Here is a 12,925-nt window from a genome sequence, read left to right on the forward strand (position 1 = left end):
GCGCAAACTTTGATACTGTTTTTATATACAGTAATCGAGGTTGCCAATGCGCAAAATCATTCACGTCGACATGGACTGCTATTTTGCCGCAGTCGAAATGCGCGACTTTCCCGAACTTAAGGGCAAGCCGATGGCCGTTGGCGGCAGCCGCGACCGGCGCGGGGTGATAAGTACCTGTAATTACGAGGCCCGTGCCTTTGGGGTGCGCTCGGCCATGGCTACTGCCTACGCACTCAAACTCTGCCCGGGGCTGATATTGCGCCCGGGGCGGATGGAAGTGTACAAAGCGGTGTCGGCGCAGATCCGCGCCATTTTCAGCCGTTACACCGATAAAATTGAGCCGCTTTCCCTCGATGAAGCCTATCTGGATGTCAGCGATTGCAGCCTGTATCAGGGCTCTGCCACCCGTATTGCCGCCGCCATTCGCGCCGATATAGAGCGGGAAACCGGCCTTACCGCTTCGGCCGGTGTGGCGCCGGTTAAATTCATCGCCAAGGTTGCATCGGATTTGAATAAACCCAACGGTCAATATGTGGTGACGCCAGATACGCTGGCCGAATTTGTCCGCACTCTGCCCCTTGGCAAAATCCCCGGGGTTGGCAAGGTGACCGGCGAAAAGCTTAAACAAATGGGGCTCAGTTACTGCGCGGATGTGCAGCAGCTCAGTGCGGCTGAGCTCAGCCGTCACTTTGGCAAATTCGGCGCCGTGATTTATGAGCGCGCCCATGGCCGCGATCCGCGCGAAGTCGAGCCGCACCGCGAGCGTAAATCCGTTGGGGTTGAGACAACGCTTGCGAGCGATCTTAACACTGAGGCTCAGTGCCATGATGTGCTGTGTACCCTTATCCCTGAGCTTAATCGCCGCCTTGGCCGCAGCGCTGCCGGACGACGTATTCACAAGTTGGTGGTGAAACTTAAATTTGATGATTTTCGCCAAACCACCATTGAAAGCCGCGCCGACGAGCCTTCGGTGCGGTTGTTTGAGTCTTTGCTTGCGCAGGCGTATTTGCGCGCTGAGGGCCGTGGGATCCGTCTTGTGGGCATAGCGGCCGGGTTAAGTGCTGAGTCGCAAGCCGAGAACGCAGATACGCCGCAGCTGATGCTGGAATTGGCCTGACAGGCGTTTTGGCCTGCTGTTTGCTGCCTTTGGCCGGGTCTTTATTTGCAGGTTCTGTGCTTGTGGTTGTTCCAATTGAGCTGCGGCCTTAAAATAGCTTCGTTTTGTGGCCAGCGGGCCGCATCCTTTAAGCGAGCACAGCGTGAACAAATCCAGATTTTCGGCGAAAGACGGGCAGGGCAGCGGCAAGCGCAGCCACGATAAGCATTCGGCTAACCGCAGCCAGCATCAGGCTAACCGCAGCCATGACTCAGATGATTTCGCCAAAGACAAACGCGGTCCATCGCGGCCAGCACGCCCGCCAAGGCAGGATATTGACGGCAAAGGCCAGCGCCAGCATGAGCCGCGCAGCCATCGCCGGGATGAGCGTGATGATGCGCGCGCTGATGGTCGCCATCACGACAAGCCCCGTTACGACAAACCTGGCTCAGATAAACCCCGTTACGACAAGCCGCAGCGCGCTGAGCCCGGAAGCGACGGCTACCGCACAGGCGCCCCCCGCGCCGAACGTGAACATGATCGCCGTGAAGACGGTCGCCATGAGCATAAAAGCCATGAGTATAAAAACCATGGACACAAGAGCCGCGAGCACAAGCGTCACGACTACGCCAAGCAGGACAAAAGCCAGCGCGGCGCAGGCACGGCATGGGGCGCTCAAGCTCGCAGCGATGTCGATGAGTTTGCCGACAGACCTTCAAAAGGCTTTGATGAAAAAGAGCAGCGGCTCAATGAAACCCGCCTCTATGGTATCAATGCCTGCCGTGAAACCTTCAAACATCGCCGCGATGATGTGGTGAAACTCTATCTGGATGAAGCCACGGCGCCCAAGTTTGCCGATGTGATGAAGCATCTCGCCAAGACCCGCAAGGCCTACCATGTGGTCGGTGAAGAAGAGCTCGAGCGGATTGCCGGCAGCCAGCACCACGGCGGCGTGGTGATGGTGGTGCGCAAAAAGCCGGTAGCGGATATTTTTGCTTATCTGGCACGCCAGAAAAAGCAGCGTGACTGTTTGCTGGCGCTGGATGGCGTGGGCAATCCCCACAACCTTGGCGCCATTATGCGCAGCTGCGCCCACTTTGGCGTGTCCGGCATAGTGATGACTGAAGCCGGTTTGCTGCAATCCGGCGCCGCCGCCCGCACCGCTGAGGGCGGCATGGAGCACGTGGAAGGCATCAGCACCGCGCGCCTTACCGATGCGCTGCAGGCCTGTCGTCAGGCGGGTTATACCATTATTACCACCTCAAGCCATGGCGGTGAGTCGCTGTACGCCAGCAAGCTGCCGGCCAAGGTGGTGGTGGTGTTTGGCGAAGAGATGGACGGTGTATCCAAGGCGGTGGCAAGCCGCGCCGATATCGGCGTGCAAATTCCTGGCTCGGGGCTTGTTGAGTCGCTGAACGTCAGCGTGGCGGCAAGCCTTATCCTCGGTGAGTGGTATCGCCAGCAGCTGTGAGCCTTTGCTGCGTTTTAGGTTGCCAACCCAATGACAACGCAATGAACGCACAATACAAAACCAATAAAAAAGCGCCCTCGGGCGCTTTTTTATTGTGTTTGGCTCAGAGTGCCAGCTCGCGTTTTTGCTGCTGGCGAAACAGATACACGCTCACCGTCATCAAGGTCAGCACGCCGGCGATAAGGGCGCACATCACATGGTGCATCAGCAGGTGGCTTAGCAAAAATGCCGGAATGTCCTCCAGCGCATCGATAAAAAACAGCTTGGCGATAAGCCCGGCGTACACCAGCAGATGCAGCGCGGCGCCCATGGCAAACACCCGGGCAAACTTATGCCGAAGCGCGCTGTTTACCCCGGTAAACTCGGCTTTGGCAACCAGCCAGGCGGTACCCGAGACCAGCAGGGCAATACTGCCAAAACCCATCAGTGAAATTTTGATGATGGCAATTGCCGTTAAAAAATACGCGATAATCATCCAGTTAATCCCATTGCCGCCGTCTGTGCCCCAAGCAGCAGGGTTGCTACATGAAAGGCACTGCGAAGCTTAGCGGCAATGGCTGAAAATTCCCTGAAACTCAGCGCTTGAGCGAGCCTAAAATGCCGCGCACCAGGCTCTGTCCAAGCTTGCTGCCCACGGTGCGGGCCAGAGTCTTGAAAAAGGCTTCGGTCGGGGTGTCACCGCGCTTGGCTGCAGGCTTATTTGCCTTGGCTTTGCTGCGCTCATCGGCTTCGGCCTTGGCGTCTTCCTCGGCCTTTGCTTCTTCGGCTGCCACCTGCTCACGGCGCTTGGCCAGCAGCTCAAATGCCGATTCCCTGTCGGTGACGGCAGCGTATTTTTGCCTAAGCGGTGAGCGCTCAATCAGCGCCTTGCGCTCATCGGCCGTGAGCGGGCCAATACGAGAGGCGGGCGGGCACATCAGCACCCGCTCTACCACGGTCGGGCTGCCTTTGGCATCGAGTACAGACACCAGCGCTTCACCGACCGCAAGCTCGGTGATGGCATCATCGGTTTTGAAGTTTGGATTGGCGCGAAAGTTATCGGCCACGGCGCGGATAGATTTTTGATCTTTGGGGGTAAAGGCCCGCAGTGCGTGCTGGATGCGGCAACCGAGCTGGCCGAGGATATTTTCCGGAATATCCATCGGGCTCTGGCTGATAAAGAATACGCCAACGCCCTTGGAGCGGATAAGCCGCACCACCTGTTCAATCTTTTCAATCAATGCCTTGGGCGCGCCGTTAAACAGAAGGTGCGCCTCATCGAAAAACAGCACCAGTTTGGGTTTGTCGGCGTCGCCTTCTTCGGGCAGCTGCTCGAACAGCTCCGACAGCAGCCAAAAAAGGAACGTGGCATAGAGCTTGGGCGCCGAATGGATAAGCTTGGTGACATCGAGAATGCTGATAACGCCTTTGCCGGAAAAGTCGTGCTGCATCAAGTCGGCAAGCTCGAGCGCCGGCTCGGCAAAAAAGTGCTCGGCACCTTGCTCTTCCAGCACCAGCAAGCGGCGCTGAATAGCGCCAACCGAGGCTGAGCTGATATTGCCATACTCGCTCGACAGCTCCTTGGCGTTTTCGGCCATAAAATTAAGCAGTGAGCGCAGGTCTTTTAAATCGAGCAGCAACAAGCCCTTGTCATCGGCGTAATCGAAGCAGCTGTAAAGCACGCCGGTCTGGGTGTCGTTAAGTTCCAGCAGGCTTGAGAGCAGCAGCGGCCCCATCTCGCTGATGGTGGTGCGGGCACTGTGACCGGCTGTGCCGTAAATATCCCAAAACACCGCCGGACAGGCGCCATAGGCGGGCTCATCCATGCCTATGGTCTGGCAGCGGCTGTTGATTTTATCGTTGGCTTTACCCGCAGCGGCAAGGCCGCTCAAATCGCCTTTCACGTCGGCAAGGAAGCAGGGCACGCCCAGATTGGAAAAGGATTCAGCCAGCACCTGCAGGCTGATGGTTTTGCCTGTGCCGGTGGCGCCGGCGATTAAACCGTGACGGTTGGCCATGGCGGCAATCAGTGAAACCTGCGCTGTGCCATTACCACCGAGAAGAATTTGGCTCATTAACTACTCTCCCTGTATTGCGGATTCAGAGGCAGTCCCCGTCGGACGGCTCCTGTGTGAAAACATTGATTGCGCTGTTCATCATGGTGCTGATAAACCCTGCGGCGATATCCTGACTTTTGCTGGAGCTTCGCTGGCTGCTGTTGTCGTTATTGGTTTTAGTGTTTTCGTAGCTGCCGCTAACGAAGTCGCAGCCAAATTGGCTGGCCTGATTGGCGCTGCAGGCGGACAGCAGCAGTACCGAAAATAGCAATGGCAGATGCTTTAACGCCATGGGTCTTCCTTGAGTGCAGGGTGTCCTTCCAGAACCCTGATGGTCATTGTTTGCTCTAAGGTTATACCAAAGAAGTGGCGGCAGGTCTTGTGGCCTTACTCAAAAATTAAGGATTAACAATCAAGAATCAAACTACATAAAACAAAAAGCCACCGCGAGGTGGCTTTTGATTGACTATCAGTCGGTTGCCCTGAGCCTATCAGGCCTTAGGTGCCAGTGGTGGGGTGCGCGGCGGCACTTTACGCTTACTGCCGGTGGCTTCGAATGCCGAGGCGACACTGAGGAGCGCATTGTCATCGTAGGCGCGGCCAGCAAAGGTCAGGCCCACTGGCATACCGATATCGGCCATCACACCCATGGGCACTGTCACTGTGGGTACGCCCAGGTGTCGGATGGCGAGGTTGCCATTGGCGACCCAAACGCCGTTGCTCCAGGCGATATCGGCAGAAGCCGGATTCACATCGGCATCGGCAGGGCCCACATCGGCCACGGTGGGGAAGAGCACGGCATCAAGCTTAAGCGCATCCATCCAGTCTTCAAGGTCAAGCTTGCGGGTCTTTTCAAGGCCGCGCAGGCCGTCGGGCACAGTGGCAATCTCATTCCACGGCTTGATGCCGCGCTTGGCCATGTTGACGTACTCATCCATACCGGCGGCAAGGTCTCCCTCGCGGTTTGGCAGTGTGCCCGGGTCATGGGGGAAAATCTTCGGTCCATCCACGTCCTCAAGCTTATTGAGCTTGGGGTCACCATTGGCACGCAAAAAGTCATCGAAGGCCCAGCCGGAGAGCTCCCACAGCTCGTCGTGCAAAAACTCAGGGCTGACTATGCCGCGATTGAACACGGTTGGCGCGCCGGGGCGATCGCCTTCGCAGTTGGACACGAGCGGGAAGTCCACTTCAATCACTTCGGCGCCGGCGGCTTCGAGCGCCGCTCGGGCCTGCTCCCACAGGGCAATCACAGAATCGCGGGTATGAATGCGCTGACCGGTCGGGCCGCCAATACCTGGGTTTTCGCTGGTGCCGGCGAGTTCATCCTTATTGATAAACATCTTGGGCACACCAAAGCGCTTGCCTTTAAGGCTTTCAGCGCCAGTGGCGAGGGCGAGATAGGACTCGGGCCGCACTTGTGAGGCCTTGGGAATGCTCACCCAGGGCTGCATGCGCCACAGATCGCCGCGGGTATCTTTATCGTCGGCAACCACAACATCCAGCACTTCCAGCAAATCGGCCATGGTGCGGGCGTAGGGCACGACCACGTCCATGGTGGGGGTGAGTGGCCAGTTGCCGCGCACGGAAATCACGCCGCGGGACGGGGTATAGGCGCACAGACCGTTGTTGGACGCAGGGCCGCGGCCGCTGGACCATGTTTCTTCGGCAAGACCAAAGGCGCAGAAACTGGCCGCAGTGGCGGTGCCGGCACCATTGGATGAGCCTGACGCAAAGGGTGCGGTCAGGTAGTCGCCGTTGTAGGGGCTTTCGGCGCGGCCATACACGCCGCGCTGCATGCCGCCATTGGCCATGGGCGGCATATTGGTTTTGCCAAGGCAGATGGCGCCCGCGGCGCGAAGGCGCTCTACAGTGAAGGCATCGCGCTGGGCAACCAAATCTTTAAAGGCCGGGCTGCCGGAGGCGGCGGTGAGCCCTTTCACCAGATAGCTGTCTTTGGCGGTGTAGGGAATGCCATCGAGCGGGCTTAAGGTCTCACCACGGGCGCGGCGCGCATCGGAGGCTTCGGCTTCTTTGAGCGCATCTGGGTTGTGCACAACGACTGCGTTCAGTTTGGTGGCCGTGTCCGGGCCATCAAAGGCTTCGATGCGGGCGAGATAGGCCTTAACCAGCTCGACCGCTGTGGTACGGCCAGACTCGAGCGCGGCGCGAAGCTCGGCAATGGAAACTTCGGTTACTTCGAACATACGGTTAACTCCGAAAAGTGGATGAACAGGCCGATTATTTGCCGGATGGGATCTGCTGGGTAATGCAGTGGATGTTGCCACCGCCAAGCAGGATCTCGCGGGCCGGTACGCCGATAACCTTATGCTCAGGGAAGATTTCTTCCAGAATGCGCTGAGCTTCACCGTCGGTCGCTTCGTCCAAAAGCGGGTAGACGATGCGGTCGTTAGTGATAAGGAAGTTCACGTAGGAGCCTGCCAGACGGCCTTCGGCTTCGCGTGGCACGCCGGTGCCGCTCTCAACGCCGGCGGATTCTTCTTCGGTGCAGTAGAGCGGGCCTGGCTGAGGCAGCTTCCATACCTTGAGTTTACGGCCCTTGGCATCAACTGCGGCTTCGAGCACTTTCAGTGCCGCGACAGAACGCTCGTACTGCGGGTCGTTTTCATCGTCGGTCCAGTGCAGCGCTACTTCACCCGGGCGGACAAAACAGCAGATGTTGTCGATGTGGCCGTCGGTCTCATCCATATAGACGCCGTCACCCAGCCAGATAAAGCTGGTTACACCCAGATAGTCGCGCAGGTGCGCTTCGATTTGCTCTTTGGTGAGGTGTGGGTTGCGGTTTTCATTCAAAAGGCACTCGGCGGTGGTAAGACAGGTACCTTCGCCGTCCACGTGGATAGAGCCACCTTCGAGGATAAGCGGGGCCTGGTATCTGTCCATGCCATGCTGGGCGAGCATTTGAGCCGCCACTTTCTCATCCTGATCCCACGGATAATACAGGCCGCCCTTGTGGCCGCCCCAGGCGTTGAAGCCCCAATCGATGCCACGGCACTCGCCGGCGGCGTTGGTGACTACGGTCGGGCCTGTGTCGCGGGCCCAGCAGTCGTCGCTGTTCATCTCAACCAGAGTCACGTGGGCAGGCATGATGGCGCGGGCCTTATCCATAAACTCGGCTGGAACCCCCATAAACACCGGAGTGGCGCCGCCAATGGCATCTGCCACCTTGGCAAAGGTCGGCTGGGCAAAGCGACCGGCTTCGCGCCAGTTATCGGCGCGATAGGGCCAAATCATCCACACGGCCTGCTGGTGTGCCCACTCGGCGGGCATGGTAAAGCCATCGGCGGCCGGAGTTGAGTTGAGAGTGTTGATGCTCATTGCTATGTCCTTGCTGTCGGGTGCTGGCTTTGCACCACAGGGATAGGGAACGGGTCGTTGCCGTCATCGCTCACGCTGCCCGCTGACAAGCTGGCAGCGCCGTGAAACTAATCTTAGCGTTATCTTCGTCTGCTTTGTGTTAAACCCCGAAAGCAGCGCGTTCGGGATGCCGTAATTGCCGCTTTGGTCACCTTCTGCACGAGATGCACCGCAAAGCCGATAACGAAGTAGAGACAGTGTAAGAAGTTGCGCCATCATACAACAAATGAATAAGATGTATGTGCCCATAATTAATATGAATAGCGGCTATGAAACTGCATCAACTTGACCTTAACCTGCTGCTCGCCTTCGATGCCCTGATGACTCAGGGCAGCGTGACCCGCGCGGCCGAGTCGCTGTTTATCAGCCAGCCCGCCATGAGTCATGCCCTTGGCAGGCTGCGTACCGCTTTTGGCGATCCGCTGCTGGTGCGCACCCCGCAGGGAATGGTGCCCACGCCCCGCGCCCAGCATCTGCACAGTGGCGTGCGTCAGGCTCTAAGGCTGCTCGAACAGCAGCTAAGCGAAGAAGAAGCCTTTGACCCGCAAAGCTCGCGGCGCCGCTTTGTGCTGTGCACCACCGACTATGTGGAGTGTGTGCTGATGCCGCCTTTGATGCAGCGGCTCAATGAACTTGCCCCCGGGGTCAGCATCGAAATTCGTATTTTGCGGGATAGATTGCCGGAGGCCGAGCTTGCCTCCGGCGAGATAGATTTGGTGCTGGGCTTTGATGAATATATGCAGGTGCCGGCCTATCTTGGCAAAGAGACCTGGCTCACCGAGCCATTGGCCGGTCTGGTGCGGGCAGATTTAGCCGGGGTGGGGGAGGCGATTGAGCTTAACCAGCTTATCGGTATGGCCCATGTGTTTCACTCGCCCCTTGGTACTTCTGAGGCGCGGCTCGACGGCTGGCTTGAGAGTCAGGGCTTGTCGCGGCGCATTTCGGTGAACAGCCAAAGTTATATGTCGGCGGCGGCGATTGTGTGCAGAAGCGATTATCTGTTGGTGTTGCCAAAGAAGGTGGCCGATTTGCTGAGCGCGCATTGGCCGCTTAAGCGCTTGCAGCTGCCAGAGGATGTGCCCGGCTATCATCTTAACTGCGTCTGGCATCCGGCGCTTGGTGGTCATCCGGCGCTGATTTGGCTTCGCTCATTGATGAAGGCATTGGTGAGCGGCTAGGTTTTCTATTTTCAGCAAATATAAAAGGTTTCAGCTGATATAAAACGTTTCAAAAGACAAATAAAAAGGGCGACTCAAGAGTCGCCCTTTTTATGGGATTAGGCTCAGGCCTTGGCTGGAATACGCTCAAGCACCGCCAGCAGCAGCTGCCAATATTGGCCAACGGTTTCGATGTTTACCATCTCATCCGGGCTGTGTGGGAAGCGGATGGTGGGGCCAATGGAAACCATGTCCATCTCGGGGTAGGGCTTCTTGAACAGACCGCACTCGAGACCGGCGTGGATAACCATGATAACCGGCTCTTTGTTGTAGATGTCCTGATAAGTTTCGCGCACGATGGCCATCACAGGGGAGCTATTGTCCGGCTTCCAGCCAGGGTAGGCGCCAGAGAGCTCGATTTCACCGCCGGCAAGGTTAGAGAGCGCAATCAGCATGCCTTCTACCTGGCTGCGGCCTGAGTCAATCAGCGAGCGGATAAGGCAGAGGATTTTGACGTCAGAATCGCTGGTGGTGATCACGCCCACGTTAAGCGAGGTCTCGGTAACACCGGCCACTTCATCGCTCATGCGGATCACGCCGTTGGGGCAGGCGTGCAAGAGATCAATCAGGGTGTTCTGGCTGTGCTCGCTCATCACGCGCTTGGGCGCTGCGACCTTGGTCAGGGTCAGCACAGCGCCCGGATCGGCAATGGCAAGCTCGCTGCGCACCAGGGCTTCGAAGGCAGATACCGCTTGCTGCAGCGCGGCCACTTCTTCTTCCGGCACCATGATGGTGACAGCCGCTTCGCGGGGAATAGCGTTACGCAGTGAGCCGCCGCTGAAGGAAGCCAGTTCAATCTGCAAGGCTTCAACGTGTTCAAACAGGAAGCGGGCCAGCAGCTTGTTGGCGTTGCCACGGCCAAGGTGAATGTTCACCCCAGAGTGGCCGCCCTTGAGGCCAGACATGGTCAGCTCGAAGGTCTGATAACCGTCGGCGGGGGCTTCCCACACCATAGGCAGGGTGATTTCGGCATCAACGCCACCGGCGCAGCCCATGTAAATCTCGCCTTCCTGCTCGGAGTCGGTGTTGATCAGGATATCGGCCTTAAGCATGCCGGCTTCCAGACCAAAGGCACCGGTCATACCGGCTTCTTCGTCTATGGTCAGCAGCACTTCCAGCGGGCCATGGGGAATGTCCTTGCTGCCAAGAATCGCCAGCGCCGACGCCATACCAATACCGTTATCGGCGCCCAGGGTGGTGCCACGGGCTTTAACCCATTCGCCATCGACATAGGCGTCGATTGGGTCTTTGGTAAAGTCGTGCACCTTGTCGTTGTTCTTTTGCGGAACCATATCGATATGCGCTTGAATAACCACAGTTTTGCGGTCTTCCATGCCGGGGGTGGCCGGTTTGCGGATGATAAGGTTACCTACCTTGTCTTCCACCAGTTCCAGCCCCTGCTCGCGGGCCCAGCCCTGAATGTGGGCGCTGAGGGCGGCTTCGTGTTTGGATGGATGAGGAATGGCGCAAATCTGTTCAAACCACTGCCACAGTGGCTGAGGGTAAAGCTGATTGATAGCAGTCACGGATAACTCCCGGCTCTTTACAGGTATCACAACTGGGCGCAGCGGCCCGCATTGGGCGCGAGTTTACCACAAAGCGCGGCAGATAAGGCACTGGTGCACCAAGGGCGCTGGAATCCTAAGTTGCCAGCCCCGTTCGCCAATCCAATCTGGCGGGTGGTAAATCAGGGTATTTGCAGGAATAATCAAGCCAGCCTTGCAATACACATTCAAAAAACAAAGGAAGGGTCATGTTTCAGGCAAAGTTTGTGGTTGAAAAGAATGAAGACGGCATTTTTGAGGGCGAGGGGTTTGATGCGCTGTTGGTGCTGACGCCATCCCTTGATGCTGTCACCCTTGATGAGGTGCGCCTCCTTGCCGCCCACGCCGGCAGTATCGATAAACGCGTTGGTCGGCAGCCGACCTTGCTGCTGGCGCCCGGGCTTGCCGGTGGCCGTCTTATCCTTGCGCCGATTAACACCGCCTATGGCGATTATGATGATGTGCGCTCGGTGGCGCAGGCTGCCCGCGCCGCCATTGCCATCGCCCGTGATGCCGGTGCCACGCGCCCGCTGCTTGCCTTATTTGGTCGTGACGATACGAACGACGCCATGCTCGCCGCCGCCCTTGGCTGTGGTCAGGAGCTGTGGCAGGCGCTCGAAGCGCGTGAGCAGGGCGCAGCCCCCTGCAGCATTGAAACCATCGGTCTTTTCGGCGCCGATGAGGCACTTGCCACGCTTGCCCGTGCGCTGGAGTCCGGTCGCAACCTTGCCCGTGACCTTTGCGGCACCGAGCCTGAGCGCATGTCGGCGCCGGCCTTTGCCGATTACTGTGTGGCCGCGTTTGAAGGCAGCGGCATTCAGACCCGGGTCATTGAGGGGCGGGATGAGCTTGAGCGCGATTATCCGCTGTTATGTGCCGTTGGCCGCGCCTCATTTAAGGTGGCGCGCCATCAGCCCAGGGTCGTTAAACTTGACTATGTGGGCGAGGGCGAGATTGAGCGCACCTTCCTCTTTGCCGGTAAAGGCGTGGTGTACGACACCGGCGGCGCGGACATCAAAGTTGGCGGCGCCATGGCCGGCATGAGCCGCGACAAGGGCGGCGCGGCGGCAGTGGCTGGATTGATGAAAACCTTATCCATCCTCAAACCCCGGGGCATTCGGGTGATAGCCGAGCTTGGACTGGTACGCAACTCCCTCGGTGCCGATGCCTTTGTGACGGACGAAATTATCGCAAGCCATGCCGGAGTGCGGGTCAGGATTGGCAATACCGATGCTGAAGGGCGTTTGGTGCTTGCCGACCTTCTGAGTCATCTGCGCCAGAAGGCCGTGAATGCCGTAAACCCCGCGCTTTTTTCGGTGGCGACCCTGACCGGACACGTTGTGCGCGCCTACGGCGGCTACCCTGCGGCCGTGACCAACGCCGCTGCGGCGAGTCTGGGGCTTGGGGCAACACTGGCTGAGCTTGGCGATCGGGTGGGCGAGCCAATCGAAGTATCGCGCCTGCGCCGGGAGGACTTTGATAAAATCCGTGAAAGTTCGGGCGCTGCCGCTATTTTGTCGTCCAACAATGCGCCCTCGTCGGTAACAGCCCGTGGCCATCAGTTTCCGGCGGCGTTTCTTATTAAGGCCTCCGGCCTTGATGCCCACGAACGCAGCAGTCAGCAGCCTTTACCCTACGTGCATCTGGACATTGCCGGCAGCGCCACCGAGGGCGATCCGCTCTATGGCAAGCCAACCGCCTCACCTGTAACCCTGCTTTGTCATTATCTTACAAAGTAGCGGGTTTTTTCTAAACACTTGAAAATGATAGGGTCATCTCAGGATGGCCTTACTTTTATCAGGGGTTGATCACATATTAATTCTGTTATCGAATGTAATAAAATTACGAAAAAGCGCCGTTTTGAAAAAAAACACAGAAAAAGCTTGTAATAAAACTACGATTGGCTATACTGGCTCTCGTTGACAGGGCAGAGTCCCCGTCACCTCTAGTCAATCCAGGATGGATACCTTCTCCAGGGAACCGAGTGACAAGTTGTCTCCACGGAAATGAGAATCTCTAGCTCCACGGAACCGAGCCAAGCTTTGCTAGAGTACTTACTGACTTGTTAATTTGGAGTTTATGGCTATGTCTTACACTGGTAAAAACACTTACGTTTGGCAAAACACCTGGTTCAACGTGACTTTGCTGCGTGGTGGTCTGTACACCATGTCTTTTAAGGGTTAATC

10 protein-coding genes are annotated in these 12,925 nt (G+C 57.7%); 4 read left to right on the plus strand and 6 right to left on the minus strand.

The window, feature by feature from the left end; translation table 11 throughout:
• Positions 1-46 precede the first annotated feature (46 nt).
• Both dinB and KJI95_RS09200 read left to right on the plus strand, forming a co-directional pair.
• Positions 47-1,117, plus strand: a complete 1,071-nt coding sequence (gene dinB, locus KJI95_RS09195) for a DNA polymerase IV (RefSeq protein ID WP_214506899.1) — start codon at positions 47-49, stop codon at positions 1,115-1,117.
• Between the two features lie 142 nt (positions 1,118-1,259).
• Complete coding sequence (locus KJI95_RS09200; protein ID WP_349356720.1) at positions 1,260-2,567, plus strand: tRNA/rRNA methyltransferase; 1,308 nt, start codon at positions 1,260-1,262, stop codon at positions 2,565-2,567.
• A 103-nt stretch (positions 2,568-2,670) separates the two neighbouring features.
• On the opposite strand, the gene KJI95_RS09205 is transcribed toward KJI95_RS09200, so the two are convergent.
• The 5 genes from KJI95_RS09205 to aguA form a co-directional block, all read right to left on the minus strand.
• A complete protein-coding gene (locus tag KJI95_RS09205) occupies positions 2,671-3,042 on the minus strand; it encodes a hypothetical protein (protein WP_214506900.1) in 372 nt (123 codons plus the stop codon).
• A gap of 100 nt (positions 3,043-3,142) precedes the next feature.
• On the minus strand, positions 3,143-4,621 hold the full coding sequence (locus tag KJI95_RS09210) for a helicase HerA-like domain-containing protein (protein WP_214506901.1): 1,479 nt from the start codon (positions 4,619-4,621) through the stop codon (positions 3,143-3,145).
• A 25-nt stretch (positions 4,622-4,646) separates the two neighbouring features.
• Entirely contained in the window at positions 4,647-4,895 is a 249-nt protein-coding gene (locus tag KJI95_RS09215; RefSeq protein ID WP_214506902.1) for a hypothetical protein, read from the minus strand.
• A gap of 199 nt (positions 4,896-5,094) precedes the next feature.
• A complete protein-coding gene (locus tag KJI95_RS09220; protein ID WP_214506903.1) occupies positions 5,095-6,807 on the minus strand; it encodes an amidase in 1,713 nt (570 codons plus the stop codon).
• A gap of 34 nt (positions 6,808-6,841) precedes the next feature.
• The gene (aguA, locus tag KJI95_RS09225; protein WP_214506904.1) at positions 6,842-7,939 is read right to left on the minus strand and encodes an agmatine deiminase; all 1,098 of its coding nucleotides are present in this window, start codon (positions 7,937-7,939) and stop codon (positions 6,842-6,844) included.
• Positions 7,940-8,247: 308 nt separating this feature from the next.
• Here aguA and KJI95_RS09230 point away from each other — a divergent pair, with 308 nt between their 5' ends.
• A complete protein-coding gene (locus KJI95_RS09230) occupies positions 8,248-9,156 on the plus strand; it encodes a LysR family transcriptional regulator (RefSeq protein WP_214506905.1) in 909 nt (302 codons plus the stop codon).
• 104 nt (positions 9,157-9,260) lie between these two features.
• Here KJI95_RS09230 and KJI95_RS09235 read toward each other — a convergent pair whose 3' ends face one another.
• A complete protein-coding gene (locus tag KJI95_RS09235) occupies positions 9,261-10,721 on the minus strand; it encodes an aminoacyl-histidine dipeptidase (protein ID WP_214506906.1) in 1,461 nt (486 codons plus the stop codon).
• A gap of 227 nt (positions 10,722-10,948) precedes the next feature.
• Between KJI95_RS09235 and KJI95_RS09240 the strand changes: the two genes are divergently transcribed.
• Entirely contained in the window at positions 10,949-12,478 is a 1,530-nt protein-coding gene (locus KJI95_RS09240) for a M17 family metallopeptidase (protein ID WP_214506907.1), read from the plus strand.
• The last annotated feature ends 447 nt before the right edge of the window (positions 12,479-12,925 follow it).

The organism is Shewanella jiangmenensis (assembly GCF_018596335.1).
Classification (GTDB): Bacteria; Pseudomonadota; Gammaproteobacteria; order Enterobacterales; family Shewanellaceae; genus Shewanella; species Shewanella jiangmenensis.

Bases quoted from the DNA above. Each gene is read 5' to 3' on its own strand.
- dinB (WP_214506899.1), top strand. From the start codon at position 47: ATGCGCAAAATCATTCACGTCGACATGGACTGCTATTTTGCCGCAGTC.
- KJI95_RS09205 (WP_214506900.1), bottom strand. From the start codon at position 3,042: ATGATTATCGCGTATTTTTTAACGGCAATTGCCATCATCAAAATTTCA.
- KJI95_RS09210 (WP_214506901.1), bottom strand. From the start codon at position 4,621: ATGAGCCAAATTCTTCTCGGTGGTAATGGCACAGCGCAGGTTTCACTG.
- KJI95_RS09215 (WP_214506902.1), bottom strand. From the start codon at position 4,895: ATGGCGTTAAAGCATCTGCCATTGCTATTTTCGGTACTGCTGCTGTCC.
- KJI95_RS09220 (WP_214506903.1), bottom strand. From the start codon at position 6,807: ATGTTCGAAGTAACCGAAGTTTCCATTGCCGAGCTTCGCGCCGCGCTC.
- aguA (WP_214506904.1), bottom strand. From the start codon at position 7,939: ATGAGCATCAACACTCTCAACTCAACTCCGGCCGCCGATGGCTTTACC.
- KJI95_RS09230 (WP_214506905.1), top strand. From the start codon at position 8,248: ATGAAACTGCATCAACTTGACCTTAACCTGCTGCTCGCCTTCGATGCC.
- KJI95_RS09240 (WP_214506907.1), top strand. From the start codon at position 10,949: ATGTTTCAGGCAAAGTTTGTGGTTGAAAAGAATGAAGACGGCATTTTT.